This window comes from Pseudomonas sp. JDS08PS003 (genome assembly GCF_045013505.1).
Classification (GTDB): Bacteria; Pseudomonadota; Gammaproteobacteria; order Pseudomonadales; family Pseudomonadaceae; genus Aquipseudomonas; species Aquipseudomonas protegens_B.
In genome coordinates this window covers 3091292-3116506 of the sequence record NZ_CP120724.1, presented here as the reverse complement: position 1 = coordinate 3116506, position 25215 = coordinate 3091292, and the positions used below count along the sequence as shown (strand labels likewise).

The window sequence follows — 25215 nt, the reverse complement described above, 5'->3', positions numbered from 1 at the left end:
CGCCCCGCCACTTGCCCTGGATACCCCATGCCTGCGTCCTCCACCGCTGCACTCTTTCTTGCCTCGCTGGACAGCGACTGGGCCCGGCTGATTGCCGCCATCGGACCCTGCCGGCACCAGCCGCGACCGGAACGCGAGCCCTACCAGGCCCTGGTACGAGCGGTGGCCTACCAGCAACTGCACGCCCGGGCCGGCGACGCGATCCTTGCCCGACTGCGCGGGCTGTTTCCCGGCCAGGACTTCCCCACGCCCGAGCAACTCAGCGTGACCTGTGTTGAGCGCCTGCGCGGCTGCGGTTTTTCCGCACGCAAGGTAGCGACCCTGCAGGGCATCGCCCAGGCCACCCTCGACGGTCGCGTACCCGATGCCGAAGGCGCCCGTGGTCTGGATGACGAGCAACTGATCGAACGCCTGACCCAACTGCCCGGGATCGGCCGCTGGACCGTGGAGATGCTGCTGATCTACAGCCTTGAGCGGGAGGACGTATTGCCCGTGGACGACTTTGGCGTGCGCGAGGGCTATCGCCGCCTCAAGGGCCTGGAACAGCAGCCCAGTCCCCGACAGCTGCGCGAGCTCGGCAACGCCTGGCGCCCCTGGCGCACCACTGCTGCCTGGTACCTGTGGCGAGTACCGACGGCCTGAACACCGCGCACTTGACCCGGTGCGGGCTGGCCGCTGCGCGGTTCGCCGGCAAGCCGGCTCCTACAGATGCACGCGGCCTCGTCCGTAGGAGCTGGCTTGCCAGCGAAAGCGCCCACAAGATCGCCCCATTCCCCCGCCATCAACCGCGCCCTCGCTGGCAAGCCGGCGAACAGGCTCTCAAGCCTTACGCTGCCCTCGCCGATGCCTTCGCTGGCAAGCCAGTTCCTACATTGGGGCTGTGCCTGCACAATCCCATCGCCGAGCTCCTGCATAGGGGCAATTGAACCGCGCGCGCGTAACCCCTAAAGTCACGCCTCCCGATATCAATCTGAGATCGCCGATGGCCGCTCTTCGCCTGACTACCCTGCACACCACTCAAGCGGTGCTGGACGCCTTTCGCGACAGCGATGTATCGCCCGAGGTGCTGCTCGAAGGCAGTGGCATCCAGCTGGCCGACCTGGATCTGCCCAACAGCCTGATCAACATCAGCCAGGAAATGCGCGTGTTCAGCAACGCCGTGGCCTTTCGCCAGGACCTGGGCCTGGTGCTGGGGCGCAACCTGCATATCAGTGCCTACGGCATGTTCGGCCTGACCCTGCTGACCAGCGCCACCCTGCGCGAAGGCTGGTCCCTGGCCCTGCGCTACCCCTTGCTGCTGGGCACCTTCTTTCGCCTCGACCTGGAGGTTCGCGACGGCCTGGCCTGGCTCACCGCCGACCAGTACAGCGAGACCGAGCTTGAGGTGTTCAACACCGACTTCTGCATGTCGTCCTACCGGGTCACCTGCCAGGACCTGCTGGGCTGCTCCCTGCCCCTGCGCCAGGTGCAACTGATGCACGGCCCGCAATCCTACCTGGACAGCTACGAGCAGGCCTTCAACTGCCCGGTGCAGTTCAACGCCGGGCGCAACGCCATCGGCTTCGACCTGGAATGGCTGGACCGGCGCCTGCCCCTGGCGGATCTGGTGACCCAGAACGACATGCTGCAACGCTGCATCCGCCTCAACGAGGAGCTCAGCGCCCGGCCGACCTGGATCGATCAGGTGCGGCGCATCCTCAATGAACAGCTGCACGCGGTGCCGGACTTCGACAGCCTGGCGCGCCAGGTGCACTGTTCCCCCAGCACCCTGCGCCGGCGTCTGCGGGCCCAGGACACCAGCTATCAGCAGTTGCTCGATGAGCTGCGCTATGCCCGGGCCCAGCAGTTGCTGGGCCAGCACAGCCTGCCCATCTACCGCATCGCCGAAGCCCTGGGTTTCAAGGAAACCGCGAGTTTCCGCCATGCCTTCCAACGCTGGAGCGGTGTCGCTCCCGGGCGCTTCCGGCAGTTGGCCGGCCAGCTCGGCCCGCTCTCGGACTGCGCTGAAGATTGACGCTAAATATCCCCTATTGACCGTTGCCAACATTCTCTCAGGGACCTATCCGGCCAAGAATGATCCACCCGGAAGGTCCCGCTCATTTCAGACATGGAGTTGTCGTATGAAATCGCTGCATACCGCCCTCACCCGCCTGGCCCTGAGCTGCTCCCTGAGCGCCCTGGCCCTGAGCGCCAGCTTCAGCGCCCACGCCGCCCCCGAGCGCACGGTGAACATCTTCAACTGGTCGGAGTACATCGCTCCCAACACCATCAAGGACTTCCAGGCCCAGAGCGGGATCAAGGTCAAGTACGACATCTTCGAAAGCAATGAAGTGCTGGAAGCCAAACTGCTGACCGGCAACAGCGGCTACGACGTGGTGGTGCCTTCCAGCGGTTTCGTCAGCAAGCAGATCAGCGCCGGCGCCTTCCAGCCCCTGGACCGTGGCCAACTGCCGAACTGGAAGAACCTCGACCCGGCGGTGATGAAGCTGCTGGAGCAGAGCGACCCGGGCAACCGCTACGTGATCCCCTACATGTGGGGCACCAACCTGATCGGCTACAACCGCGACAAGGTCCAGGAACTGCTGGGCACCGATGCCCCGGTCAATAGCTGGGACCTGGTGTTCAAGGAAGAGAACCTGAAGAAGCTCAGCCAGTGTGGCGTGACCTTCCTCGACTCGCCGACCGAGATGCTGCCCCTGGCCCTGCACTACCTGGGCCTGGACCCCAACAGCCAGAACCCCGAGGACTACCGCAAGGCCGAGGCCCTGCTGCTCAAGCTGCGTCCTTATGTGCGCTACTTCCACAGCGCCAAGTGGATGGGCGATATCGCCAACGGCAACATCTGCGTGGCCGTGGGTTACTCCGGCGGCTTCCTGCAGGCGGCCAACCGCGCCAACGAAGCCAAGAACGGCGTGCACATCGAAATGCGCATTCCCAAGGAAGGCACCCTGGTGTGGATCGACACCGTGGCCATCCCCGCCGGCGCCAAGCATGTGGACACCGCCCACACCTTTCTCAATTACCTGATGGAACCCAAAGTCATCGCCTCCATCAGCAACTACGTCGGCTATCCCAACGGCGTGACCGACTCCAAACCGTTCATCCAGCAGTCGCTGCTGGACAACCCGGACCTGTTCCCCAGCGCCGAGACCATGACCCGCCTGTACCCCCTGGCACCGCTGCCGGCCAAGGCCGAACGCACCCGGACCCGAACCTGGGTCAAGGTCACCAGTGGCCGCTGAGTTTCTCACCCCCAAGGGTTTGCGGACCGCCGTCAGCGGCGTATCCGCAACCCTTGCCCGCTGGCCCGCCCCCGGCGCCAAACGGCCTTGATAGAAGAGCTGCCCATGTCGTTATCCCCGTCCAGCCCACCGGCCCTGCACCTGCTGTCCATCGAGGCATTGCTGCACGGCTTTGCCGCCCGGCAGTTCACCCCGGTGGACCTGCTGCAGGCCGTATTGGCTCGGATCGAACGCCATGAGCCGCACCTCAACGCCCTCTGCGAGCGCCAGGACGCGGCCGCCCTCGCCGCCGCCCGGGCGGCCACCGCGCGCTGGGCCGCCGGGCAACCGCTGGGCCGGCTGGACGGTATCCCGATTCTGGTCAAGGACAACAGCGACATCCAGGGCTGGCACACCCGTAGCGGCTCCAGGGCGCTGGCCGACCGCCCGCCCATGACCCGCGACACCAGCCTGGTGGCGCGGTTGCGCGAGGCCGGGGCGATCTTCATTGGCAAGACCACCCTGCCGGAACTGGGCAGCACACCCCTGACCGACAGCCCGTTGACCGGCATCACCCGCAACCCCTGGAACCTGGCCCTGCATGCCGGTGGCAGCAGTGGCGGTAGCACCGCAGGGGTGGCCGCAGGTTATGCCCCGGCGGCCACCGGCAACGATGCCGCCGGATCGATCCGCACCCCGTCGAGCTTTTGCGGCGTGATCGGTTTCAAGCCCAGCCATGGCCTGGTGTCCGCCTACCCGAGCATCGACCCGGGGGGCATGGCCGCCGAAGGCCCGATCGCCCGGCATGTAAGGGATATCGCCCTGCTGATGGAGCTGATGAGCGCCCATGAGCCCGATGAACCTTTCGCCTGGCCCCATGCCCCCGGCCAGTTTCTATCCAGCATCGAGGACGGCATCAGCGGCCTGCGTATCGCCTTCAGCGCCGACCTGGGCCATGCCGCCCATGTCGATCCGCAGATTGCCGCCCGTTGCCTGGCCACTGCCCAGCTGCTGCAGCAGGCCGGGGCGAGCGTGGTCCAGGCGTCGCCGGACATCGGCCAGCCATCCGCGAATTACCTGCGAGCCTGGCCGGTGGAAGTGGCCAGCGCCGTGGCCGAAGAAATCCCGGTGGAGCGCCAGCACCTGGTCGGCGACTTCCTCCAGCAGGCCCAGGTTCGCGCACGCCAGCTCAATGCCCTGGATTACGCCTGCGCGGTGCAGGAGCGGCATCGGGTCGCGCAACAATTGCATGACTTTCTCGGTGACTACGACCTGCTGCTGACTCCCACCGCGGTGGTCGAGCCCTTCGCCGTGGAGCGTCAGATGCCGCCCGACTGGCCCGAGCAGATCAGCGCCATGTGGCAGCCCACCACCTTCCCGTTCAATTTCAGCCGCCAACCGGCGCTGAGCATGCCCTGCGGCCTGAGCGCCGCCGGCCTGCCCATAGGCCTGCAGATCGTCGCCCGCTTCGGCCGTGACGAACTGGTCCTGCGGGCCGCCCGGGCCTTGGAAAAACTGCTGCCTGCCGGGGTGTTCACGCACCCCGCAGGACTGCTGGACGCCCCCCGGGCGTGAACTGCACTGAACAACCCGCTGACGCAGCAAAACCGCGCCGCTTTACGGACAAGGAGGTGGACCATGGATTCTTCTAGCAGTTGGTATCAAGACACTCAATTCGACCACGACATCTACGTGATGATCATCCGTGAGCCGAGTTCGCCGAGCCTCTACGCACATCAATCCGGTGCCAGCTTCAGCTACGTCGGGCGCCTCACCGGCCATGGCCAGCACCCGTGCTTTTCCGTGCACTTTGCCTGCCCGCCCTATGGCAACGACTACGCCAGCACCGAAGCTGCCCTGCAAGCCGGCCTGGCCCATGGCCGCGCCCTGATCGAGCACTGGCGCACCCGGGGCAGCAAGCCGCCGGCACGCAACGCCGAAGTCGCCCTTTCCAGCTACAGCAACTGAACGCCCCGGCGCCGCTGGCCCTGGGCTAGCGGCTCAGGGCAGACCCAGGCTGTCGAGGTACTCGATGGCCTGGCAGTACTTCTCCAGGCGCCGACGGTCATCGTCACTGGGCTCGGGAATACGTGACAGGTCACTGTTCTCCGCCAGGTCCGCGCGCTTCACCCGACGCGCCAAAGGATTCTGTGCCGCGCGCCGGATAAACCCCGGATAGTCCTCGCCCTCGACCTTGGTCAACGCCGCCAGGGCCTGCAGCACCTCTTCACTGAAACCTTCGCCACGCAGTTTTTCCAGGGTCACCGGGCTGTCTTCGATGACATCGTGGAGCACCGCGACCAGTTGTTCCCGGGGTTCGGACAGACGCAGCATGACCCGCAGGGGATGGAGGATGTAGGGCGCACCGCCCTTGTCGACTTGCCCGGCATGGGCCCGGGCAGCAATGGCGATGGCGCGTTCCAGGGTACTCATGGGCGGTGGCTCCGGATCTCGGCAAAAATGCTGCGGCCATACTAACCCGGCCGGTTCAGGCCTGGGCCAGCAGTAGCTGGGCTCGCTGCAGCACAGATGCATCGACCATCTGCCCGTCCACCTGATAGTCCCCGGATCGGACAATGACCGGTGATCGCCAGCCAAGGCGCGACAGCAGCGGACATTGATGCCGGTCAAGCGCCCGGAGCACCGGCGGAGTAAAGCTTGTGGCAATCACTTGCCCTTTGCTTCCCCGGAGACTTGATCATGTCCAGCAGCGCTCTCGATATCCTCGCCCAACCGCCATTCCCGGCCCAGCAAGGCCAATACTGGATCGACGCCCTGAGCGACGGCAGCCACGTGCTGATCCGCCCGCTACGGCCCCAGGACCGGGAGCGGGAAAAGGCCTTTATCGAAAACCTTTCCCCCGTCACCCGGCACCAGCGCTTCCTCGGCGAGATCAGGGAAGTGGGTGATCAGCTGCTGGATCAACTGATGGATGTGGGCACCCCGCAACGGGTGGCCTACGTGGCCCTGGTGCATGACAACGGCGAGCTGCGGGAAGTCGGCATCAGCCGCTACGCCCAGGTGGACGACCAGCCCTGGCGCTGCGAGTTTGCCGTGACCATCGCCGATGAATGGCAAGGCAAGGGCCTCGGTGCCCTGCTGATGCAGCACCTGATCGACGAAGCCCGTACCAATGGCTTCCAGCAGCTGTATTCGGTGGACAGCGCCGCCAACTACAGCATGCGCCGCCTGGCGAAGACCCTCGGCATGCGCAGCGCCATCGACCCCGACGACGCCACCCAGGTCATCCATAGCCTGGCGCTGTAACCCGCCCCAGCCGCGCCTCGGTCCGAGGCGCGGCCACCTTCGCTTAACACTCTTTGACAGTTTCCAGACAAAGCTGCCAAAGACTCCTCAGACGCCCTTCCCTAGCATCCGCTCATCGAATTTCCGGTCGGGTGCTGCATGTCCCCCAAACTTCTCGGCCTGCCATTGCTGGGCATCCTGCTGGGCAGCCTTGGCTGCAACGGCCAGCCGCCTGCGCCGCCGGTCATAGCGCCCGGCGACTACGCCAGCATCATCGGTTACTTGAAGCAGTACATCCCCCGGGAGATGGCCGAGCATCAGGTACCGGGGCTGTCCATCGCCCTGGTGGACGGCCAGGAGCTGATCTGGGCCCGGGGTTTTGGCTTTGCCGACAAGGCCCGGGGCCTGCAAGTGACCGAGAACACCGCGTTTCGCGCCGGCGCCCTGTCGCAGTTGCTGACCGCCACGGCGGTCATGCAACTGGTGGAACAGGGACGCTTACAGTTGGATGCGCCCCTGCAGGACACCCTCAAGGAGTTCTACGTCCGCTCGCGCTTTCACCAGGATCAGAACGCCGCCGACCAAGCCGTGACCTTGCGCCGCCTGCTCAGCCATCAGGCCGGGATGCCCGCCGAATACCTGCGGGATTCGCGCACGCCCCACGCCCTCGACGAGCTGCCGAGAAAGGTCAGCGGGGTCTGGCTGAACAATGCCCCAGGCACCCAGACCGCCTACTCCAACCTGGGCTACGCCCTGCTGGGCGCTGCCGTGGAACGCAGCAGCGGCCTGGACTTCGAACAGCAATTGCAGAAAAGCCTGCTGCGCCCGCTGGGCATGAGCCAGTCGAGCTTCATCGGCGGCAGCCGTGCCCAGCCCTACCGCGCTCAAGGCTATGCAGACGGTGCCAGCAGCAACGATGCCCTGGTGCGCGACCTGTCCGCCGCAGGCCTGTGGAGCAGTCCACGGGACCTGAGCCACTACGTGCGGATGCTCTTCGCCCAAGGGAGCTACAAGCATCAAGCGTTACTTTCGCCGGCCTCGATCAAGGAGATGGTGCGCCCGCAGAACACCGGCAATCCGCTGGATTTCGATTGTCAGGTAGGCCTGGGCTGGTTTCTCTCGCCCTGTGGCGACGAGTGGGTCAGCCCGGGGATTCGCACCTGGCAGCACAGCGGCACCGGCGATGACTTCCACGCCCGGATCAGCGTGCTCCCGGAGCAGCAGCTGGCGGTGATCGTGATGAGCAATTCCGGCTCCGGCGAAGCCCTGGCCCAGCCGTTGGTGACTCAGGTTCTGCGCATGCTGCTGCAGGCCCATGGCGCCCCCGAAGGCCTGCGACCCGGGCCGGCTCAGCAGGACGTTCAGCAGGGCCTCAGCCAGGATGCCCTGGTCGAGAGTGGCACCGGCCAGAGTGCTCCTGACCGGAGAGACCCTGACCCGCCCACCCAGCGGCGCCGGGTGCCGGAAGCCGCCGACCGCCAGCATCTGGCGGGCTTCTATGCCACCGCCTGGGGCGTGCTGCGCATCAAGGACCAGGACCAGCGGCTGTTTGGCGAGCTGGCCGGCACGCGCTTCGAGTTGCTGCGCGATGAACACGGCTGGCTGCGGGCGCAGAAGAAAATCCTCGGCCTGTGGCAGCAAGACCTGGGCGACCTGGGACGGGTGCAACTGGACGTCATGAACGTTCAGGGCAACCGGGTGTTCACCGCCAAGAGCCACGGCCAGCTACTGGCCGTGGGGGAGCGGATCGACCCGGTGCCCCTGCCCGACAACTGGCTGGCCACGGTCGGCACCTATCACGCCCTCAACGATGACGAAGCCAATGCCCCCATGAGCGGCGTCAGCATCGCCCTGGAAGACGGTTTCCTGATGATCCGCAGCCTGCAACAGGGCCGCACCCTCACCGACTACATCCTTGCGCCGGTGGACAACGCCCACGCAGTGATTGCCGGCCATGGCCCCGGGCTGGGCGACACCGTGCGTCGCCAGGTCAATGGGGTCAACGTCCTCGGCTACTCGTTCAAACGTATCTACAACGCCAACTACCTGAGGTTCTAAAGCACTATGAAAAGCCTGAAACGCTGCACCACCGTCGCCCTTTGGGCGGGCACTCTCGGCCTGACCACGGGGTCTGCGGCGCTGCATGCCGAGGACTGGAAATATGGCGTGCGCGGCGGCGTGGCCAGCGTGCCGCGCTACAGCGGCAGTGACGAGCGCACCGTGGCCCCAATTTTCGGCGGCGAGATCATCAGCCCCTATGGCATTTTCCTCAACACCGACCAGGGCCTGGGCTGGGGCAATGAATGGGGCGACCTGTCGTTCAGCACCTGGGTCGGCCCCAGCGAAGAACGGCGCGACAAGAACCACCTGGGCCAAGGCTCCAAGCGGCTCAAGGGCATGGGCGAGATCAAGTCCCGCGCGCAGTTCGGCGCACACCTGGGTTACGACCTGGGCCCGTTCGAACTGGGAGCCACGGTGACCCACGCGGTGAAGAAGAATGACAATAAGGACACCGGTTCGGCTTACAGCCAGCTGGAGCTGAGTATTGGCACCAACCTGTACGAGGGGCGTTTGGGCAGCCTCGATGCCAGCCTCAACAGCCTGTTTGGCAATGCCGACTACATGCAGACCTGGTACGGCGTGAGCGGCACCCAGGCCGCCAACAGTCGTTTCAGCGCCTACCGCGCCAAGGGCGGGCTGGTGAGCAATGGCCTGGACCTGAACTGGACCCTGCCCCTCAACGAGCAGACCAAGCTTTCGACCCTGCTGTCCCTGCAGTACCTGGGCAAGGAAGCCGGCGACAGCCCGATCGTCGATCGGCGCATGCAGACGGTGCTCGGCACTCAGCTTGAGTACAGCTTCTAAACCGGCCGCACAACCAACAAGCGGTCAAGCTCGAAGCTTGCCGCTTGCTTGCAGATTGAAACTTGAAGCTGCCGTCAGTCGATATGGGCCCAGGTCAGGCGAAACGAGGCACCGCCCCACTCCGAATCCACCACCTCGACCTTGCCGCCATGCCATTGGGAGACCCGCCGCACCAGGGCCAGGCCCAGGCCGAAACCACCGGTACGCCGGTCGCGGCTGGCGTCGAGGCGGGAAAAGGGTTCGAAGATTTTCTCCCGTCCGTCCACCGGCACGCCGGGGCCGTCATCGTTGACCCGTACTTCGTAGCCATGTTCCAGGCGCACCAGGGACACCTCCACCCGCCGGTCGGCGTAGCGAATGGCGTTGCGCAGCAGATTGATCACCGCCCGAGCCATGAAGCGCGGTTCGATCCGCACGTACTCGACCTGGCAGGAGCGGATCAGCAACTGCACCCCCGCCGCTTCTGCCTCCAGGGCGACGCTGCCGACCACGCTGTCGAGCCAGCTCTGGGCCTGGATATCCTCGCGATTGATGGTGGCCGCGCCGTGCTCCAGGCTGGCGTAGGACAACAGCTCGGAGACCATCTCCTCCAGTTCGCCGAGGTCGGCGTACATGTCGGCGATCAGCTCCCGGTTTTCGTCCGGGTCCGGTTGCTGCTGCAACTGGTCCAGCTCGAATGACAGCCGCGCAATGGGCGTGCGCAACTCGTGGGACACCGCGTTGGTCAGCTCGCGCTGATTGGCAATCAGGCCCTCGATGCGCGCCGCCATGCGGTTGAAGTGCTGGGCCAGGTCGCGAATGTTGGAACGCTGGGACAGATGCAGACGGGTGCTGAGGTCATTGCCGCCAAAACGCTCGGCGGCCAGGCGCAAGCGCTCCAGATCGCGCCAGTGCGGGCGTACCCAGAAATACAGGACGATGGCCAGCAACGCGCCGAGCAAGGCATAGGCGGCGATGTTGTAGAGCAGCGTCAGGGGCGGATCTTCCGGCAACTTGATGCTCAGCAACTGGGCGCCGCCGTCGATGCTGGCAATGAACTCGGTAAACTCATCCCGGACCACCAGCTGGTTGGAATCCAGCAAGGCCTGCTCGCGCTGACTCAGGTCCAGGTCATCGGCCTTGACCAGCTTGAGCAGCAGCCCGTAATGAGGCTTGAGCATTTCCAACTGATGCTTGCGCCCGGCTTCATCGAAGGGGCGCAGTTGCTCGCTGAGGCTGTAGGCCGGCCCGCGCACCGCGTCGCGGTTGTAGGACTCGATCAGGTCCGCGGCCAGGTAATTGATGAAGATGTGTTGTACGGCGGTCATGGCCCCCGCAAAACCAAGGGCCAGGAACAGGTAGAGCCCCAGAAACAGCCGCAGCATTCAAATCTCCCAGGCGAACGGATTGAACAGGTAACCCTTGCCCCACACGGTCTTGATGCAGACCGGCTCGCGCGGGTTGTCCTTGAGCTTGCCCCGCAACTTACTGATGTAGACGTCGACACTGCGATTGAGGCCGTCGAACTCGATGCCGCGCATGCGGTTCAGGATGTCATCCCGGGACAGGGTCTTGCCTGCCGCACTGGCCAGCAGCCAGAGCAACTCGAACTCCATGGTGGTGAGTTCGATCGGCTCGCCGGACAGACGCACCTCGCGACTGCTGCGGTCGATGCTCAGCACGCCGAACTCCAGGGCGCCGCGCGGGGTCACCGCTTCCGGCACCTGGCGCCGTTGCAGGGCCCGCAGACGCGCCAGCAGTACCGCTGGCTTGATGGGCTTGATCACATAGTCGTCGGCGCCGGACTCCAGGCCGAGGATATGGTCCAGGTCATCTTCCTTGGCGGTGAGGATAACGATGGGGGTATCGGCCACGGCGCGGATTTCCCGGCACACGTGCAGGCCGCTCTGCCCCGGCAGCATCAGGTCGAGCACAACGAGTTTCGGTTTGAATTCGAGAAAGGCCGCCAGGGCCACATCGCCGCGGTGGACCGTCAGCACTTCAAAGCCATGCTGGGACAGGAAATTCGCGATCAGCCCGGCGAGCTTTTCGTCATCTTCCACCAACAGGACCTTGCCAAGACCCAGGTTTTCCATACTTACCCGTTCGCGAACGCACAATTTGAGTGCGCGCATTATAGAGGGCAAGAGGTTAAAGAAAGGCTAACGCACCCCACAAAAACCGGGCCCTGGCACGGTTTTTTGCGAAGTTTCATTCTTTTAAGAGTTTTTAACAATTTGCCCCTGCTTTTACACAAGGGCCGCGACACAAGGGTTGTGCCTTACCAGGCCGGTACGCCGCTGTGGAAGCGGAATTCCTGGTCCGGGGACTCGATCAGTTCCTGCTCGGCGGCCCGCACCTTGTCGATCACCTGGGCAATGTCCTTGGCGTCGCCATACTGATAGGCCAGTTTCAGGTAGCCCTGGTAGTGCCGAGCCTCGCTTTTGAGCAAGCCGAAATAGAACTTGCCCAGTTCTTCGTCCAGGTGCGGCACCAGGGCTTCGAAACGTTCGCAACTGCGGGCTTCGATAAAGGCGCCGACCACCAGGGTGTCCACCAGCTTCACCGGCTCATGGCTGCGCACCACCTTGCGCAGGCCCGAGGCGTAGCGTCCGGCATGCAGCTGGCGCAGCTCGACCTTGCGCCTTTTCATCAGGCGCATGACCTGTTCGTGGTGCACCAGTTCTTCCCGGGCCAGGCGCGACATCATGTTGATCAGGTCGACATGGGAGTGGTACTTGGCGATCAGGCTCAGGGCGGTGCTGGCGGCCTTGAACTCGCAGTTCTTGTGGTCGATCAGCAGGGTTTCCTGGTCGGCCAGGGCCGCCTGGACCCAGGCGTCGGGCGTCCGACAGCCGAGGAAGTCATGAATTTCCGGGAAGTTCATCGGTGCATTTCCGAACAATCCGCCACAGCAAGGCGAGCAATGGCGGCACTATCAGTGATCGATAACATGAGGCTCACGAGACAAATAAGGCTTCACAGCGAAAGGCTGGCGATTATACCGGCCACGTCGCAGACCACCAGCGGCCGCGCTTGATATGCATCAACATCCGGCTCGGGCGCCAGCAACTATAGTTGTGCACGGTAGCCGTTCATCCCTCTCCTGGAGATCCCGATCATGCAAAGTATCCGCAGCATCCTGGTGGTCATCGATCCCACGCCTGGCGAAAGTCTCGCCCTCAAGCGCGCCAAGCTGATTGCCGGGGTCACCCAGGCCCACCTGCATCTGCTGGTCTGCGACAAGAAGCACGAACACTCGGCGCTGCTCAGCGTACTCAAGAGCAGCCTGACCGGCGAAGGCTACAGCGTCACCACCGAGCAGGCCTGGAACGAGAGCCTGCATGAAACCATCATCGACGTGCAGCAGGCCGAGGGCTGCGGCCTGGTGATCAAGCAGCACTCCCATGACAACCCACTGAAGAAAGTCCTGCTGACCCCGGCGGACTGGAAACTGCTGCGCTACTGCCCGACCCCGGTGCTGCTGGTCAAGACGGCTACCCCCTGGGGCGGTGGCGTGGTCATGGCGGCCATCGATGTCGGCAACATGGACGGCGAGCACCGCACCCTGCATGCCAGCATCGTCGATCATGGTTTCGACATCGCCAGCCTGGCCAAGGCCCAACTGCACGTGATCAGTGCCCATCCGTCACCGATGCTCTCGGCATCCGACCCGGTGTTCCAGCTCAAGGAAACCATCGAGAAGCGCTATCGCGACGAGTGCAAGGCGTTCCAGGCCGAGTTCGATATCGACGATGGCCACCTGCATATCGAGGAAGGTCCGGCGGACGTGCTGATTCCCCATATGGCCCACAAGCTGGGGGCCGTGCTGACCATCATCGGCACCGTGGCCCGCACCGGGCTGTCGGGGGCCTTGATCGGCAACACCGCCGAAGTGGTGCTCGACTCTCTGGACAGCGACGTCCTGGTGCTCAAGCCGGCGGACATCATGGACCACCTGGAAGAACTCGCCGCCAAGGCTTGAACCTCTCCCCCCAACGCCATCGCGTCATCTGCGCCATCCATGACGACGCTTTCGCCGGCAAGCCAGCTCCTACAGAGCCCGATCAACCTCACCCCCGTAGGAGCCGGCTTGCCGGCGAAGAGGCCCTTGAGCCTTGCACCACCCTGACGGCCGTCTTCGCTGACAAGCCAGCTCCTACAGTGGCATTTGCGTGGGAGTCATTCGCGTAGCGAGGCACTCAGCCCAGGGCATCCTTGAGGAAGCCCGGGGCGATGTAGCGCTGGTAGTGAGCTTCCGACAGCAGGAAGAATTCCCGATCAATGGCGTCACGCAACTCCGGCAGGCCCCAGTCGCGAAACTCCGGCAACAGCACCATGCCGTAGGCGTCGAGCTGGTTGATCACCCGCGCCCCCCGGGCGATCAGCTGGTAGGCCCAGCAATACTCGGACTGGTGCGGCACGAAACGAATCTTGCGCTGCTCCAGTTGCTCGCGCAGGCGCGCCGGGTCGAAGACTTCCAGCTTGGCCGTCATTACTTGCACCAGCAGTTGTTCAAGACGCAGCCAGACCGCGCGCTTCTCTTCCTCGTTGTAACCGTTCCAGTTGATCACTTCGTGGTGGAAACGCTTGCAGCCGCGGCACACCAGGTCACCGTAGACAGTGGAACAGAGGCCGACGCAGGGGGTCTTGATGGTCTGATTGGGCATAGATAGACAGCACGCGGAAAAACAAAACAGGCCGGCATGTTAGCCCTTTGTCTAACATTGATCACCCCTCAAACTTTAATACGCCAACTTACGTTTAGATTTTTTTTGCCGTAGAATCAGCCAGCCTTTTTAGGCGCCAATGTCCGTTTGAAGCTGTTTTCAAAGCGTCACGAGCACAGTCGTTCCTTCAGAGCGGTGTTGGCGAGGGATTTTTCCAGCGGGGAAAAATCCAGCGCCAACCCTCATCAGCTCCCCGTTCTGCAGGCGTAAAACTTTGAAAGCAGCTTCTGTAAGGAATTGTCGGTAATTCTGGCTAAGTGGCCCACAACGCCACGCAGCGCATGAGTACGGCAATTTCGGGATGAGCGTCCCGGACACCCATTTGGGACCACTGATGAGGGTAATAACTGTGCTTGAAGCCTACCGCAAACATATCGAAGAGCGTGCAGCACTGGGTATCGTTCCCCAGCCGCTTAACGCCGAACAAACTGCAGGCCTGGTCGAGCTGCTGAAGAACCCCCCGGCTGGCGAAGAAGCTTTCCTCGTTGACCTGATCACCAACCGCGTTCCGCCAGGAGTCGACGAAGCCGCCTACGTCAAAGCCGGTTTCCTCTCCGCGCTGGCCAAAGGCGAAGCCTCCTCCCCTCTGATCGACAAGAAACGCGCCGTTGAACTGCTGGGCACCATGCAGGGCGGCTACAACATCGTGACCCTGGTGAACCTGCTGGACGACGCCGAGCTGGCACCTGTCGCCGCCGCTCAACTCAAGCACACCCTGTTGATGTTCGACGCCTTCCACGACGTCGCGGAAAAAGCCAAGAACGGCAACGTTCACGCCCAAGGCGTACTGCAATCCTGGGCCGACGGCGAGTGGTTCAAGAACCGCCCGGTACTGGCCGACAAGATCAGCCTGCGGGTGTTCAAGGTCACCGGCGAAACCAACACCGACGACCTCTCCCCTGCCCCTGACGCCTGGTCCCGTCCGGACATCCCGCTGCACGCCCTGGCCATGCTGAAAATGGCCCGTGACGGTATCGTTCCTGACGTACAAGGCTCCATCGGCCCGATGAAACAGATCGAGCAGATGCGCAACGACGGCTTCCCGATCGCCTACGTCGGCGACGTGGTCGGCACCGGTTCGTCCCGTAAGTCGGCCACCAACTCGGTGCTGTGGTTCTTCGGCGACGACGTGCCTTATGTTCCGAACAAGCGTGCCGGCGGCTTCTGCTTCGGCAGCAAGATCGCTCCAATCTTCTACAACACCATGGAAGACGCCGGCGCCCTGCCGATCGAATTCGATGTGTCGAAGATGAACATGGGCGACGTGATCGACCTGTACCCGCACGCTGGCAAAGTCTGCAAGCACGGTACCGACGAAGTCCTGGCCACCTTCGAAATGAAGACCCCGGTCCTGCTCGACGAAGTCCGTGCCGGCGGCCGTATCCCGCTGATCATCGGCCGTGGCCTGACCGAGAAGGCTCGCGCCGAACTGGGTCTGCCTGCCTTCGATCTGTTCAAGAAGCCCGAAGCCCCTGTTGAAAGCACCAAGGGTTTCACCCTGGCGCAGAAGATGGTCGGCAAGGCCTGCGGTCTGGCAGAAGGCAAAGGCGTTCGTCCTGGCACCTACTGCGAACCGAAGATGACCACCGTGGGTTCTCAGGACACCACCGGTCCAATGACCCGTGACGAACTCAAAGACCTGGCGTGCCTGGGCTTCTCGGCTGATCTGGTGATGCAGTCCTTCTGCCACACCGCGGCGTATCCAAAGCCGATCGACGTGACCACCCACCACACCCTGCCTGACTTCATCATGACCCGCGGCGGCGTTTCCCTGCGTCCGGGCGACGGCATCATCCACTCGTGGCTGAACCGCATGCTGCTGCCAGACACCGTCGGTACCGGTGGTGACTCCCACACCCGTTTCCCGATGGGCATCTCGTTCCCGGCCGGTTCCGGTCTGGTGGCGTTCGCCGCCGCCACTGGCGTCATGCCGCTGGACATGCCGGAATCGATCCTGGTGCGCTTCAAAGGCAAAATGAAACCTGGCATCACCCTGCGTGACCTGGTGCATGCCATTCCTTACTTCGCCATCCAGAAGGGTCTGTTGACCGTCGAGAAGAAAGGCAAGAAAAACGCCTTCTCCGGCCGCATCCTGGAAATCGAAGGCCTGGAAGGTCTGACCCTGGAACAGGCGTTCGAACTGTCCGACGCCTCGGCCGAACGTTCGGCTGCCGGTTGCACCATCAAGCTGTCGAAAGAGTCGATCACCGAGTACCTGCAGTCCAACATCACCCTGCTGCGCTGGATGATCGGCGAAGGCTACGGTGACGCACGTACCCTGGAACGTCGCGCTCAAGCGATGGAAGCCTGGATCGCCAACCCTGAGTTGATGGAGGCCGATGCCGACGCCGAATACGCCGAAGTCATCGAAATCGACCTGGCCGACATCAGCGAGCCTGTGCTCTGCGCGCCGAACGATCCGGACGACGCCCGTCTGCTGTCCAGCGTTGCTGGCGAGAAGATCGACGAAGTGTTCATCGGTTCGTGCATGACCAACATCGGTCACTTCCGCGCGGCCGGTAAGCTGCTGGATCAGGTCAAGGGTCAGCTGCCAACCCGTCTGTGGCTGTCGCCGCCGACCAAGATGGACGCTCACCAACTGACCGAAGAAGGCTACTACGGCATCTACGGCAAGGCTGGCGCGCGCATGGAAATGCCGGGCTGCTCGCTGTGCATGGGTAACCAGGCACGTGTTGAGCCGAACTCCACTGTGGTGTCGACGTCGACCCGTAACTTCCCGAACCGTCTGGGCGATGGCGCCAACGTCTACCTGGCTTCGGCCGAGCTGGCGTCGGTGGCTTCGATCCTGGGTCGCCTGCCGACCGTCGAGGAGTACATGGAATACGCTGGCAAGATCGACAGCATGGCGGCCGATATCTACCGCTACCTGTCCTTCGACCAGATCGCCGAGTTCCGTGAAGCGGCCGCCAACGCCAACATCCCGGTGGTGCAAGCCTAAGGCTGTAGCGTTGTAAAAAAGAACGCCGCGTATTCCACGATACGCGGCGTTTTTTTATGCCTGTCGCCCGGGCCGACTCCCCTGCCCGCTATTTCGCCGTGGGGCCCGGCGCCTGAGGCCAGGCGTGGTACGCCCAAGTGCCAAGGCTCAATGCCAGAGCCCGGCCTGAGCCTGACCGCTCCAGCTCTGCAGGCTTTCCTGCAGCGTATCGTCGACGCTGGTACCGCTGAGCAACACTTGATAGCGGGTACTCGACGGCAAGGCCGCCAGGGCATCCTTGGCCCTGTGCTTGAGTCGGGCCAGGGCCAGGTGCTTGCCTTCCTGATTGACCTGGCGGAAGAACTCGTCCAGGGCCTCGATGCTGGTGCCGTCCAGGTTCGGCGACTCTTCCAGGCTGAGGATGACACTGTGAATCGGCGCCTGCACGTGCCGGATCAGGTGCAAGGCGCCGCCCAGGATGCGCTCGGCGTTGGCGAAGAACAGCGCCTCACCCGGACGCAGAATCAGCACCCCCGGCACCTGCCGCGCCTGGGGATGGCGGCTGAGGTCGACAAAATCATGACCGCTGCCCAGTTGACCGAGGATCTGGATATCCGCCGCCGACAGCTGGCGCAGCATCAACAGAATGCTCACCCCCACCGAGAGCAGCATGCCATCGAGTACCCCCAGTACCAGCACGGCGGTGACCGCACAGATCACCAGCAAACGATCCCTGCGCCAGATGAAATATCGCCCCAGCGGTTGCAGGCTCAGGCCATGGCCCAGGGCGTAGATGACGATCGCCGCCAGCACCGGCTCCGGGGTCAGGGCGATGTAGGGCAGCACCGTGAGGACGATGATCAGCATCACCGCAGCCGCGGTCAGCCCGGCAAGACGCGAGCGGGCCCCGGCCGCTTCGTTGGCGGACGTCGCCGAGTAACCGGCGCCGGCCGGCATGCCATGAAACAGACCGGAGAGCAGATTGGCAGCCCCCAGGGCCAGCAGGTCGCGGTTGGACGACACCCGGTCTCCATGCTTGAGCGCCAGGGAACTGATGGAGCCATAGGACTCGGCATACAGGATCATCACCAGGGCAAACGCCAGCTCCCCCAGACGCAGCCAGTCGGCAAAGGGCAGGTCCGGCAGGCTCGGCACCTGCAGCTTGAGTTCGATCACCCCGATCAGGGCCACGCCATGAGCCGGCAGGTCGAGCCATTGCCCGGCGCCAATGCCGATCACCACCGCCACCAGCCCACCGGGCACATAGGGAATCCGCGAGCAGATCGCCAGCACCAGCAAGGCCAATGCCGCCACCGCCGCACCGGCCCAGTTCCACTGCGGCCACTGCTCCAGCAACTGCGGCAGAAAGCGCACCAGGTTGCCGGTGCTCAAGTGCACCCCCACGACGGTGGCGAACTGCTTGAGGATGATGGTCACGGCCAGGCCGAAGGCGAAGCCCCGCAGCACCGGCTTGGCAATGAACGCGGTGACGCCGCCGAGGCGAAACAGCCCCGCCAGGAGGAAGAAGCCCCCGGTCAGCAGCACCAGGGCGAAAGCCAGGTTCAGGCGCAGTTGTACGTCGCCCTCAGCCAGGGACAGGGTGGCGGCGGCCAGCACCGCCGCCGACGAGGACGTGGCCGAGACAATGGCAAAGCGGCTGCTGCCCAGCAGGCCGTAGCACAGCAATCCGGCGAACAGGGCAATGACCCCGGCCTGGGGCGGCAAGGCGGCGATACCGGAATAGGCCACGGCCTCCGGCAGCAACAGGCCGGCGATGGACAATCCGGCCAGCAGATCGCGGGTGCGCTTCGGTGCAGCGGTGGGGATGGTCAGGGGTTCAGTGGCCAATCGGGTTCATCCGTGACAAGGCAAATCCAGATTCGAGGGGGTGTTGCCCAACGGCATCAACGCGTTTGGGCAGGCTTGCAGCCAGAGGGGCGGGAATGACCATGGGCAGGTTCCTGGCAGCAATAAGAGCACCAGCTTAGCCCTTTATTCAAGGCAGCAAACGATCCTGGTTAATGCCTTGAACGACAACGCCGCCGGTGCTGTGAGCACCGGCGGCGTTGTTTGTGTTGCCAGCGATTGCGTCAGGCTTGAAGGCCTGTTCGCCGGCAAGAGGCTCCAGGCGGTGAGCGTCGCGTAGGAGCTGGCTTGCCAGCGAAGGCGCGCAAGCGCGCCGCACAACTCACGAGGCCAGGGAGTACACCAGCGCCGTAATGGCCACCAGCCCCACCAAAGTCACGAAGACGTTGGAGGCCTGACCGCGATAGCGGGCCATGGCCGGCACTTTGCGAATGGCGTACATCGGCATCAGGAACAGGATCGCCGCAATCACCGGGCCGCCCATGGTCTCGATCATCGTCAGGATGCTCGGGTTGAGGGTCGCCACGGCCCAGCAGATCACCAGCATGAAGGCGGCGGTGACCCGGTCCAGGGTTTTCGTCCCCGGACGCCGGCCACTCTTGCCGATCAGGCCCTTGAGGCCTTCGCTGGCACCGATGTAGTGACCCAGGAAGGACTTGGCGATGGCCACGAAGGCAATCAACGGCGCGGCGAAGGCGATGGTCGGATTCTGGAAGTGGTTGGCCAGGTAGGACAGGATCGACAGGTTCTGCGCCTTGGCTTCGGCCAGTTGCGCCGGGCTCAGGGTCAGTACGCAGCTGAAGACGAAGAACAGCACCATGCCCACCATCAGCAGATGGGCGCGCGAGAGGATCTGCGAGCTGCGCTCTTCGGCGTGCACGCCATAGCGGCGCTTCTGGTCCACGGCAAAGGCCGAGATGATCGGCGAATGGTTGAACGAGAAGACCATCACCGGAATCGCCAGCCACAGGGTATGCAGGAAGGCCGAAGGCGCCGGGACATCGCTGACGGTGGCGAGGATGCCGCCATTCCAGTGCGGGATCAGGAACACCGCGAGGAACAGCAGGGCCACGATGAACGGATAGACCATCAGGCTCATGGCCTTGACGATCACCTGCTCGCCGCAACGCACCACCACCAGCAGGCCGAAGATCAGCACCAGGGCCAGGATCGCCCGCGGTGGCGGCGCAATGTGCAGCTGGTTGGTCATGAAGCTGTCGACGGTGTTGGTCAGGGCCACGCTGTAGATCAGCAGGATCGGGAAGATCGCCAAAAAGTACAGCAAGGTGATCAGGGCACCGGCGGTGAGGCCGAAATGCTCCTCCACCACGTCAGTGATGTCCGCACCGTCACGACCGGAGAGCACGAAGCGGGTCAGACCGCGGTGTGCATAGAAGGTCATGGGGAAGGCCAGCAGCGCCAGGATCAACAGCGGCCAGAAACCGCCGATACCGGCATTGATGGGCAGAAACAGGGTACCGGCACCGATGGCCGTGCCAAACAGGCCGAGCATCCAGGTGGTGTCTTGGCGGTTCCAGCTACTCAGGGTCGCTGGGGTCGCCGTTTCAAAGCGTTGATCAACGCTGTTGGCCTGATCATTCATCCGGTGGGATCTCCACATTCCGGTCGTTTGCCATTCGATCAGGGCGCGTCGGAATACCCGACAGACAGAGCCCCGACCGAAACAGAGGGGGCGCGATTGTCCGGGATTCCAAGGGCGCTGCATAGACTTAGCTGAGGAACGGTTTATACGGTGCAGATTTATTTTTCCGCCGTGGCGAGGCGTCTGGTCCGGCCCTCTCCCGCTCAATCCGGGTTCCGTAGGAGCTTGGCTTGCCAGCGAAGGCGCCCGCCTGAAGACGCCATTCGCCGGCAAGCCGGCGCCTACCGGGCTGCGTTGACAAGCTTCACGGGCAGACGGCATGATCGGACCCCATGAATATCTACGCGCTCAACCCTACCTCTACCACCACGACTGCCTACGGCGGGTCGTGTGGTGGCTGTGCGGGATGATGCAAGCACAGTAAAACCAAGGCCCCGCCAGCAATGGACGGGGCCTTTTGTTTCTCCGTCCACCTGGCACTACAAGGAGAGACAAGATGCCTTCATCCAATGCCAAGCGTGCCGCCCTGCTGGTTATCGACATGCAGGTCGGGTTGTTCAATGGACCGGACAAGCCCTACAAGCGCGAACAAGTCCTGGAAAACATCAACCAACTGATCCGCCGTGCTCGCCAGGCCGGGGCACCGATCTTCGCCGTGCGCCATACCGGCCCCGCCGAATCGCCGATTGCCGCCGGCAGCCCGTTCTGGCAACTGCTGCCGACCCTGGAAGTGGATGAAGAGCTGGACTGCGTGCTGGACAAGACCCGCCCCAGTTGTTTTGTCGGCACCGGGCTGGCGGAGCGCCTGCAGGCGGCCCAGGTCAATGAACTGGTGATCGTCGGCATGAAGACCCAGTACTGCGTCGATGCTACCTGCCGCGCCGCCGGCGACCTGGGCTTTGCCGCCGTGCTGGTGGAGGACGCCCATACCTGCATGGACACACCGCTGATCGGCGCAAGAACCATCATCGCCCACCATAACGCCACCCTGAACGGCCCCTTCGTGCGCTTGGCCACAACCGCCGATGTGACCTTCTGACCCCATCGCCCCCACACCGCCCCGGGCACGCCGAACATGGCGTGATTCCTCCCGGGAACGGTGCCGGCGAGCATTGCCAAAACCCCTCGCAACCCGCACCCTTGAGCCTTCGTCCCTGCCTGTATGGAATCCTCCATGAGCGCCACCACGATCGCCGGCTGCATCCTCTACAGTCTTGACCCGCCGTCACTCGCCCACTTCTATGCAGACCTGCTGGGCTGGCCCATCACCGAGCAACAAGCGGATTACCAGCAACTGGTCCATCAGGGCTTCGAGCTGACTCTGGTCCAGGTGCCTCCAGCGATTGCTGCGCGCATTGTCGTGCAAGAGCCGCCACTGCCTCGCAGCGATAGCGCATGCAAGCCGCTGTTCCAGGTCGACGATCTGGATCAGGCCAGGCAACGGGCCGCCAGCGCCGGGGGCCGGTTGTACGAAGCCGAGCGTGAATGGCAATTCAAGGGCGCGCGGGTCTGCGACGGCGTCGACCCGGAAGGCAACATCTTTCAATTGCGCCAGCCCCTGCCCCATTAACTGCTGAGGAACCGTCATGCGCGCCACCGTCCTGGTCCTGGTCGAGAACGTCAACGCCTACCTGCCCTTGCTCGAAGCGCTGGGCTTCAACCTGATCCTGGCCCCCACTCCCGCCGAACGGGCCCAGACCATCAAGACCCACGCCCCACAGATCGACGCCGTGCTGACCCGCGGCCCACTGGGGCTGACTGCGGCGGAAATCGACGCCCTGCCCCGACTGCAGATCATCTGCGTGATCGGTGCCGGTTATGAGCAGGTGGACCTGCAAGCAGCGAGCAACCGCGGGATTGCCGTGACCAATGGTGCTGGGGTCAACGCCTCGTCCGTGGCCGACCATGCCCTGGCCCTGCTGCTGTCGCTGGTCCGGGGCATCCCCCAGGCCGATGCCGCCGTGCGCCAGGGGCAATGGCCGAAAGTCCTGCGCCCTTCCGTGGCCGGCATGCGCCTGGGCATCCTCGGGCTGGGCGCCGTGGGCCAGGCCATCGCCCAGCGCTGTGCCCTGGGTTTCGACATGACCGTGAGTTACCACAGCCGCCAGCCCCGGCCGGACCAGCCCTACCGCTTTTGCCCGACCCTGGTGGAACTGGCCCGAGACTCGGACGCCCTGGTGATTGCCACCCCGGGCGGCGCCGACACCCGGCACCTGGTGGACCAGCCGGTGCTGGAGGCCCTTGGCGCCGAAGGCTTCCTGGTGAATATCGCCCGGGCCAGCGTGGTGGACACCCACGCCCTGCTGCAGGCCCTGAGACAGCGGCGGATTGCCGGCGCGGCCCTGGACGTGTTCGATGACGAACCGCAAGTGCCGGACGCTTTCAAGGCGCTGGACAATGTGGTGCTGACCCCTCATGTCGCCGGCCTTTCGCCCCAGGCCAGCCGCGACACCGTGGACATGGTCGGCAAGAACCTGCTGGCCCACTTCGAGGGTCTGCCCCTGCTGACCCCGCTAACGCTGCCGGCACCGAACTGACCCGTCCCCGGGCAACGCCTATGCTCGTGGGGCGGACAACCTCTGTCGGCTTGTGTAGGAGCTGGCTTACCAGCGAAAGCCGCCTCCCACCCTGCGCCTGTCATGACGCTCCCTTCGCCGGTAAGCCGGCGCCTACGGGGGCTTGATGCCACCGGGTCGTAGAAACACAGGGGCAAATTCAAACGCTTGTATCAAAAGCAATGATTGTCCAGCAACACGCGCACCTATAAAGGCCCGCCGCGATTGTGAGGGGCCGGTAGGCGCATTAGATTAGTCAATAATCTCTGGCCTCCAGAATAAGCAGAAGGGATAAGCATGGCGCTTACAGACCAATCCACCCGTACTCGCTCCGGCGAGGAGCTCGATGCCAACCTGATCGATCCGTACCTCAAGGCGCATATTCCCGGCCTCAGCGGCACGCCGCAGATCAGCCAGTTCCCGGGCGGAGCCTCGAACCTCACCTACTTGCTGGAATACCCCGACCAGGAATTCGTCCTGCGCCGCCCGCCATTTGGCCACAAGGCCAAGTCTGCCCATGACATGGGCCGCGAGTTCCGCATTCTCAACCAGCTCAAGGATGGTTTCCCCTACTGCCCCAAGGCCTATGTGCACTGCACCGACGAGTCGGTGATCGGCGCCGAGTTCTATGTCATGGAGCGGGTCAAGGGCATCATCCTGCGGTCCGACCTGCCGGCGGAACTGGGCCTGGATGCCGGCAAGACCCAAGCCCTGTGCAAGAGCTTCATCGACCGTTTCGTCGAACTGCATCGGGTCGACTACAACGCCTGCGGCCTGGGCGACCTGGGCAAGCCCGAAGGCTACGTGCAGCGTCAGATCAAGGGCTGGAGCGAGCGCTACGAGAAAGCCCTGACCCCTGATGCGCCGCACTGGGAAACCGTGAAGGCCTGGCTCAACGACAAGATGCCCGCCGACCACCCGACATCGAGCATCGTCCACAACGACTACCGGTTCGACAACGTGATCCTCGACCCCAACAACCCGATGCAGATCATCGGCGTGCTGGACTGGGAACTGACCACCCTGGGCGATCCGCTGATGGACCTGGGCAACACCCTGGCCTACTGGATCGAGGCCGCCGACCCGGCGCCGGTGCAACTGATGCGTCGCCAGCCGAGCAACGCGCCGGGCATGCTGACGCGACAGGAGTTCGTCGATTACTACGCCGAACGCGCCGGCATCCAGATCGGCAATTTCGACTTCTACTACACCTACGGCCTGTTCCGCCTGGCCGGCATCGTGCAGCAGATCTACTACCGCTTCTACCACGGCCAGACCCAGGACAAACGCTTCGCGCAGTTCATTCACATGAACAAACTGCTGGAGCAGATGAGCCTGCAGGTCATCGACAAATCCAGCCTCTGACCGCGCCCCGGCGCTCGACAGCCCAGCAAGGAAAAACCATGTCCAAGACTCAGTTGTTCGACCTCGACGGCAAGATCGCCTTCGTCTCCGGCGCCAGCCGCGGCATCGGTGAGGCCATCGCCAAACTCCTGGCCCAGCAAGGGGCCCACGTGATCGTGTCGAGCCGCAAGCTCGAAGGCTGCCAGCACGTGGCCGACGCCATCATCGCCGCCGGTGGCAAGGCCACGGCGATTGCCTGCCACATCGGTGAAATGGAGCAGATCAGCCAGGTCTTCGCCGGGATTCGCGAGCAGTTCGGCCGCCTGGACATCCTGGTCAACAACGCCGCCACCAACCCGCAATTCTGCAACGTCCTGGACACTGACCTGGGGGCGTTCCAGAAGACCGTCGACGTCAATATCCGCGGCTATTTCTTCATGTCGGTGGAAGCCGGCAAGCTGATGCGCGACAACGGCGGCGGCAGCATCATCAACGTGGCCTCGATCAACGGCATCTCGCCGGGGATCTTCCAGGGCATCTACTCGGTGACCAAGGCCGCGGTGATCAACATGACCAAGGTCTTCGCCAAGGAATGCGCGCCGTTCGGCATCCGCTGCAACGCCTTGCTGCCGGGCCTGACCGACACCAAGTTCGCCTCGGCCCTGGTGAAGAACGACGCGATCCTCAAGACCGCCCTGGCGCAGATCCCCCTCAAGCGCGTGGCCGACCCGAGCGAAATGGCCGGCGCGGTGCTCTACCTGGCCAGCGACGCCTCCAGCTACACCACGGGCATTTCGCTGAACGTGGATGGGGGCTTCCTCTCCTGAGGCCCGCTTGCACTACCGAAAAGGCAGCCTCCGGGCTGCCT

General features: G+C 63.9%; 22 protein-coding genes. 15 read left to right on the top strand and 7 right to left on the bottom strand.

The annotated features are described in order from the left end of the window. Positions 1 to 27: 27 nt before the first annotated feature. The 5 genes from P7C00_RS14370 to P7C00_RS14350 all read left to right on the top strand — a co-directional run bounded on the left by P7C00_RS14370 (position 28) and on the right by P7C00_RS14350 (position 5189). On the top strand, positions 28 to 642 hold the full coding sequence (locus P7C00_RS14370) for a DNA-3-methyladenine glycosylase family protein (protein ID WP_404939589.1): 615 nt from the start codon (positions 28 to 30) through the stop codon (positions 640 to 642). A gap of 340 nt (positions 643 to 982) precedes the next feature. Further along, positions 983 to 2014 carry an AraC family transcriptional regulator gene (locus P7C00_RS14365; RefSeq protein WP_404939587.1) on the top strand — a complete coding sequence of 344 codons (1032 nt, stop codon included), beginning with the start codon at positions 983 to 985 and terminating at the stop codon, positions 2012 to 2014. A 106-nt stretch (positions 2015 to 2120) separates the two neighbouring features. Then, positions 2121 to 3242 carry a polyamine ABC transporter substrate-binding protein gene (locus P7C00_RS14360; RefSeq protein WP_404939585.1) on the top strand — a complete coding sequence of 374 codons (1122 nt, stop codon included), beginning with the start codon at positions 2121 to 2123 and terminating at the stop codon, positions 3240 to 3242. A 105-nt stretch (positions 3243 to 3347) separates the two neighbouring features. Beyond that, positions 3348 to 4796 carry an amidase gene (locus P7C00_RS14355; protein ID WP_404939583.1) on the top strand — a complete coding sequence of 483 codons (1449 nt, stop codon included), beginning with the start codon at positions 3348 to 3350 and terminating at the stop codon, positions 4794 to 4796. Positions 4797 to 4859: 63 nt separating this feature from the next. Further along, a complete protein-coding gene (locus tag P7C00_RS14350; RefSeq protein ID WP_402895538.1) occupies positions 4860 to 5189 on the top strand; it encodes a hypothetical protein in 330 nt (109 codons plus the stop codon). A gap of 33 nt (positions 5190 to 5222) precedes the next feature. Here the strand turns inward: P7C00_RS14350 and P7C00_RS14345 are convergent, their stop codons facing one another. Next, entirely contained in the window at positions 5223 to 5654 is a 432-nt protein-coding gene (locus P7C00_RS14345; protein ID WP_404939581.1) for a GTP pyrophosphokinase, read from the bottom strand. Positions 5655 to 5921: 267 nt separating this feature from the next. On the opposite strand from P7C00_RS14345, the gene P7C00_RS14340 reads away from it, so the two are divergent. From P7C00_RS14340 to P7C00_RS14330, 3 genes are all read left to right on the top strand, one after another. Then, the gene (locus P7C00_RS14340; RefSeq protein ID WP_346632671.1) at positions 5922 to 6488 is read left to right on the top strand and encodes a GNAT family N-acetyltransferase; all 567 of its coding nucleotides are present in this window, start codon (positions 5922 to 5924) and stop codon (positions 6486 to 6488) included. A 138-nt stretch (positions 6489 to 6626) separates the two neighbouring features. After that, positions 6627 to 8525 carry a serine hydrolase domain-containing protein gene (locus P7C00_RS14335; RefSeq protein ID WP_346632670.1) on the top strand — a complete coding sequence of 633 codons (1899 nt, stop codon included), beginning with the start codon at positions 6627 to 6629 and terminating at the stop codon, positions 8523 to 8525. A gap of 6 nt (positions 8526 to 8531) precedes the next feature. Further along, positions 8532 to 9332, top strand: a complete 801-nt coding sequence (locus P7C00_RS14330; RefSeq protein WP_346632669.1) for a MipA/OmpV family protein — start codon at positions 8532 to 8534, stop codon at positions 9330 to 9332. Positions 9333 to 9406: 74 nt separating this feature from the next. Here P7C00_RS14330 and P7C00_RS14325 read toward each other — a convergent pair whose 3' ends face one another. The 3 genes from P7C00_RS14325 to P7C00_RS14315 all read right to left on the bottom strand — a co-directional run bounded on the left by P7C00_RS14325 (position 9407) and on the right by P7C00_RS14315 (position 12198). Then, on the bottom strand, positions 9407 to 10696 hold the full coding sequence (locus P7C00_RS14325; RefSeq protein WP_346632668.1) for an ATP-binding protein: 1290 nt from the start codon (positions 10694 to 10696) through the stop codon (positions 9407 to 9409). Next, positions 10697 to 11407, bottom strand: coding sequence for a winged helix-turn-helix domain-containing protein (locus P7C00_RS14320; protein ID WP_346632667.1), 711 nt, complete (start codon positions 11405 to 11407; stop codon positions 10697 to 10699). A 185-nt stretch (positions 11408 to 11592) separates the two neighbouring features. Beyond that, complete coding sequence (locus P7C00_RS14315; protein WP_317072973.1) at positions 11593 to 12198, bottom strand: tRNA isopentenyl-2-thiomethyl-A-37 hydroxylase MiaE; 606 nt, start codon at positions 12196 to 12198, stop codon at positions 11593 to 11595. Between the two features lie 234 nt (positions 12199 to 12432). Here P7C00_RS14315 and P7C00_RS14310 point away from each other — a divergent pair, with 234 nt between their 5' ends. Next, positions 12433 to 13296: a universal stress protein gene (locus P7C00_RS14310; protein WP_346632666.1), complete on the top strand. Its 864-nt coding sequence runs from the start codon at positions 12433 to 12435 to the stop codon at positions 13294 to 13296. A 217-nt stretch (positions 13297 to 13513) separates the two neighbouring features. On the opposite strand, the gene P7C00_RS14305 is transcribed toward P7C00_RS14310, so the two are convergent. Beyond that, entirely contained in the window at positions 13514 to 13981 is a 468-nt protein-coding gene (locus tag P7C00_RS14305; protein WP_346632665.1) for a DUF1289 domain-containing protein, read from the bottom strand. A gap of 409 nt (positions 13982 to 14390) precedes the next feature. Here P7C00_RS14305 and acnB point away from each other — a divergent pair, with 409 nt between their 5' ends. After that, entirely contained in the window at positions 14391 to 17000 is a 2610-nt protein-coding gene (gene acnB / locus P7C00_RS14300; protein WP_404939984.1) for a bifunctional aconitate hydratase 2/2-methylisocitrate dehydratase, read from the top strand. A 147-nt stretch (positions 17001 to 17147) separates the two neighbouring features. Here the strand turns inward: acnB and P7C00_RS14295 are convergent, their stop codons facing one another. Then, a complete protein-coding gene (locus P7C00_RS14295) occupies positions 17148 to 18827 on the bottom strand; it encodes a SulP family inorganic anion transporter (RefSeq protein ID WP_346632664.1) in 1680 nt (559 codons plus the stop codon). A gap of 340 nt (positions 18828 to 19167) precedes the next feature. Next, the gene (locus tag P7C00_RS14290) at positions 19168 to 20448 is read right to left on the bottom strand and encodes a serine/threonine transporter (protein WP_123725153.1); all 1281 of its coding nucleotides are present in this window, start codon (positions 20446 to 20448) and stop codon (positions 19168 to 19170) included. Positions 20449 to 20944: 496 nt separating this feature from the next. Here P7C00_RS14290 and P7C00_RS14285 point away from each other — a divergent pair, with 496 nt between their 5' ends. The 5 genes from P7C00_RS14285 (at position 20945) to P7C00_RS14265 (ending at position 25174) form a co-directional block, all read left to right on the top strand. Then, on the top strand, positions 20945 to 21487 hold the full coding sequence (locus P7C00_RS14285; RefSeq protein ID WP_346632663.1) for a cysteine hydrolase family protein: 543 nt from the start codon (positions 20945 to 20947) through the stop codon (positions 21485 to 21487). 135 nt (positions 21488 to 21622) lie between these two features. After that, positions 21623 to 22018 carry a VOC family protein gene (locus P7C00_RS14280; RefSeq protein ID WP_404939579.1) on the top strand — a complete coding sequence of 132 codons (396 nt, stop codon included), beginning with the start codon at positions 21623 to 21625 and terminating at the stop codon, positions 22016 to 22018. Positions 22019 to 22034: 16 nt separating this feature from the next. Next, on the top strand, positions 22035 to 22985 hold the full coding sequence (locus P7C00_RS14275) for a 2-hydroxyacid dehydrogenase (RefSeq protein ID WP_404939577.1): 951 nt from the start codon (positions 22035 to 22037) through the stop codon (positions 22983 to 22985). A 315-nt stretch (positions 22986 to 23300) separates the two neighbouring features. Then, positions 23301 to 24368: a phosphotransferase family protein gene (locus P7C00_RS14270; RefSeq protein WP_346632660.1), complete on the top strand. Its 1068-nt coding sequence runs from the start codon at positions 23301 to 23303 to the stop codon at positions 24366 to 24368. Between the two features lie 38 nt (positions 24369 to 24406). Then, entirely contained in the window at positions 24407 to 25174 is a 768-nt protein-coding gene (locus P7C00_RS14265; protein ID WP_102879735.1) for an SDR family oxidoreductase, read from the top strand. Positions 25175 to 25215 lie beyond the last annotated feature (41 nt).

Bases quoted from the DNA above. Each gene is read 5' to 3' on its own strand.
- P7C00_RS14270 (WP_346632660.1), top strand. From the start codon at position 23,301: ATGGCGCTTACAGACCAATCCACCCGTACTCGCTCCGGCGAGGAGCTC.
- P7C00_RS14290 (WP_123725153.1), bottom strand. From the start codon at position 20,448: ATGAATGATCAGGCCAACAGCGTTGATCAACGCTTTGAAACGGCGACC.
- P7C00_RS14365 (WP_404939587.1), top strand. From the start codon at position 983: ATGGCCGCTCTTCGCCTGACTACCCTGCACACCACTCAAGCGGTGCTG.
- P7C00_RS14265 (WP_102879735.1), top strand. From the start codon at position 24,407: ATGTCCAAGACTCAGTTGTTCGACCTCGACGGCAAGATCGCCTTCGTC.
- P7C00_RS14285 (WP_346632663.1), top strand. From the start codon at position 20,945: ATGCCTTCATCCAATGCCAAGCGTGCCGCCCTGCTGGTTATCGACATG.
- P7C00_RS14320 (WP_346632667.1), bottom strand. From the start codon at position 11,407: ATGGAAAACCTGGGTCTTGGCAAGGTCCTGTTGGTGGAAGATGACGAA.
- P7C00_RS14370 (WP_404939589.1), top strand. From the start codon at position 28: ATGCCTGCGTCCTCCACCGCTGCACTCTTTCTTGCCTCGCTGGACAGC.
- P7C00_RS14305 (WP_346632665.1), bottom strand. From the start codon at position 13,981: ATGCCCAATCAGACCATCAAGACCCCCTGCGTCGGCCTCTGTTCCACT.
- P7C00_RS14350 (WP_402895538.1), top strand. From the start codon at position 4,860: ATGGATTCTTCTAGCAGTTGGTATCAAGACACTCAATTCGACCACGAC.
- P7C00_RS14330 (WP_346632669.1), top strand. From the start codon at position 8,532: ATGAAAAGCCTGAAACGCTGCACCACCGTCGCCCTTTGGGCGGGCACT.
- P7C00_RS14355 (WP_404939583.1), top strand. From the start codon at position 3,348: ATGTCGTTATCCCCGTCCAGCCCACCGGCCCTGCACCTGCTGTCCATC.
- P7C00_RS14275 (WP_404939577.1), top strand. From the start codon at position 22,035: ATGCGCGCCACCGTCCTGGTCCTGGTCGAGAACGTCAACGCCTACCTG.
- P7C00_RS14325 (WP_346632668.1), bottom strand. From the start codon at position 10,696: ATGCTGCGGCTGTTTCTGGGGCTCTACCTGTTCCTGGCCCTTGGTTTT.
- P7C00_RS14315 (WP_317072973.1), bottom strand. From the start codon at position 12,198: ATGAACTTCCCGGAAATTCATGACTTCCTCGGCTGTCGGACGCCCGAC.
- P7C00_RS14345 (WP_404939581.1), bottom strand. From the start codon at position 5,654: ATGAGTACCCTGGAACGCGCCATCGCCATTGCTGCCCGGGCCCATGCC.
- P7C00_RS14340 (WP_346632671.1), top strand. From the start codon at position 5,922: ATGTCCAGCAGCGCTCTCGATATCCTCGCCCAACCGCCATTCCCGGCC.
- P7C00_RS14310 (WP_346632666.1), top strand. From the start codon at position 12,433: ATGCAAAGTATCCGCAGCATCCTGGTGGTCATCGATCCCACGCCTGGC.
- P7C00_RS14335 (WP_346632670.1), top strand. From the start codon at position 6,627: ATGTCCCCCAAACTTCTCGGCCTGCCATTGCTGGGCATCCTGCTGGGC.
- P7C00_RS14280 (WP_404939579.1), top strand. From the start codon at position 21,623: ATGAGCGCCACCACGATCGCCGGCTGCATCCTCTACAGTCTTGACCCG.
- P7C00_RS14360 (WP_404939585.1), top strand. From the start codon at position 2,121: ATGAAATCGCTGCATACCGCCCTCACCCGCCTGGCCCTGAGCTGCTCC.